General features: G+C 61.1%; 1 protein-coding gene. It reads right to left on the minus strand.

Features of this window, described 5'->3' with window-relative positions:
• Nucleotides 1–258 precede the first annotated feature (258 nt).
• Nucleotides 259–1,869 (minus strand): IS1182 family transposase, encoded by a 1,611-nt coding sequence (locus AC11W3_RS21355; protein WP_484093740.1) that lies wholly within the window; start codon nucleotides 1,867–1,869, stop codon nucleotides 259–261.
• Nucleotides 1,870–1,992 lie beyond the last annotated feature (123 nt).

The raw sequence follows: 1,992 nt of genomic DNA on the forward strand, positions 1-1,992 counted from the left end.
GCATCGGCAACCCGGACGGCCACCCGATGCTTTGACGAAAGTCATGGCCAGTGGGTGCGTCAGTGGGTGTTGGCCTGATCCCAGGCTGCCTCCTGAGCGCCGCTAAGCGACTGACCGAAGTGGCGTACCGTGCTTACCATTGAAGCTCTCCAAGGGGTCAATGACCGCGGCCAGGGGCAGGCCGAGATTCGCGACTTTCTGTCCAGCTACACCGGTAATCCACCGATGCTGGCCTAGAGCGTTGACCGGTTTGACGGCTCAGGCCGCCAAGCGTTGAGGGACTTCATGGGCTTGAGCCGGCTCAGAGAGTGCGTGCGCCCGTTCCAAGTTCTGGATCGCGCTGACCAATCGTAGATGACAAGTATTCTTGCGGGTCCCGTTATAGCGAGCCCGATTTCCCTGTCGTTGGGACACGTGCGCTAAGCCGTGCTCGACTGCAACGCGCTCCCGTAACGCGGCCCGTCCTTCAACCGTCGTGGGGAGAACGCTGAGCCGTTGCAGCAGGTCTTCTTGCGGATGAATCGTCAAGGTCCGACCACCGCGCTCCCGCGAGGTACATTGATCTCGAAGCGCACACCCGCGACAGCCGTCCGCCGGAAAATGGGCGGTCGTGCCGGGAGCGATGGGGATGACTTGGCCCGCCGGGCAGGTGGCCTGGGAGGCCACCAAGTCAATCTGGAAGTCCCGCTTGCTGAAATGCCCTTTCGGGTGGCGCCCTGGCCATGGTTTACAGACGATCACCACGCCGGCCTGATCATAAACCTGGATTAATTCACCTCCCAGGTAACCGCGGTCGATGTGCAAGGAGGTGACTTCCCGAGGCTGTAGCTCGACCGCGACCAAGAGGGGATCCAAGCCCACGGTATCGGGCGTGTTGGCGGGTAGCGTTTCGGCGGCCAAGATCAACTGTTCGTCGAGATCCCGCGCCAGGTGACGTTTATAGCCATCAAAGCGTTTGGCCGACGACTTCCGACCGTGGCGCATGTCCTTATCTTCCAGGCTGATTTGGCGGTCTTTAGCCACCCCCTTCCGGATTCGGGTACCGCCACCCGTCGGATCCGGTTCCAAGTCCTGGACCATCAGGGTTTGCAGGGTCGCTACCGCCGCCGCCAAAGGCGGTTGCTTTACCTCCACCGGCAGGTGCTCCCCGATCCAGGTTTGCAAGGCCTCCAACTCGTCACAGAGTCGCTGGAGTGCCTGCTGCTTTTGCTCGGCATCGCCCCAGTCGATATCCAACCCCGCTTTGAGACTGGGGGCATCGAACAGGGTCAAGCCAATCTGCTCCTGCACATAGGCGACTTCATGCCGAGTCAGTTCCGCCAGGCAGACGATGACTTGATGGGCAGCATGACCCAGCAGGTTGAACGTATCCTCCACCCGGCCATGGCCCCACAGCGGACTGGAATCCAAGGCCAACCGCAAGGCCTTGGCATCGAACCCGCCGCGGGCACGCGCCAGTTCGACGGTCCGCTCCAACAAGCGTTGATCCATCCCCGTGCTCATCAACCGCATCCGAAAATCGAACAGCGCCCCTTGAGAGAAGAGTGGTTCTTCCGCCCCCAGCCCATCCAGTACCAACTGCCAGCGCTTGGAATCGAGCGTCAATTCCACCGCCTCCTGATCGCCCACGCCGGTATATGCCTGTAACACGGTGGCCATCGCCAGCAGCGCCGGGGGGACCGGCGGCTTACCCGCACCGGTCTGCCGGTACATCCCGGCCAGTTCCTCCTGAAACGCTGGATCAAACAGTTCCGTGCGAATCGCCCGTAAAAACGCAAACAGCTTCTTTTTCTTGGCCGCACGAGCGGCAATCTTTTCTTCGGTCGGGCTGAGGTCTTGAGGCGGTGACCAGAGCGGGGTGGTCCACATACGGTTTAACTCCGCGGGTGAGGATGTCATGGTGGGCTTACCATCGCCTATCGACCGGCCCTGAATCAAGTCCCCTGACCCTGCTCTAAGGTCAGGTTCACTTCAAACCGGTCAACGCTCTAG

The sequence above is a fragment of the Geomonas sp. genome, assembly GCF_056994735.1.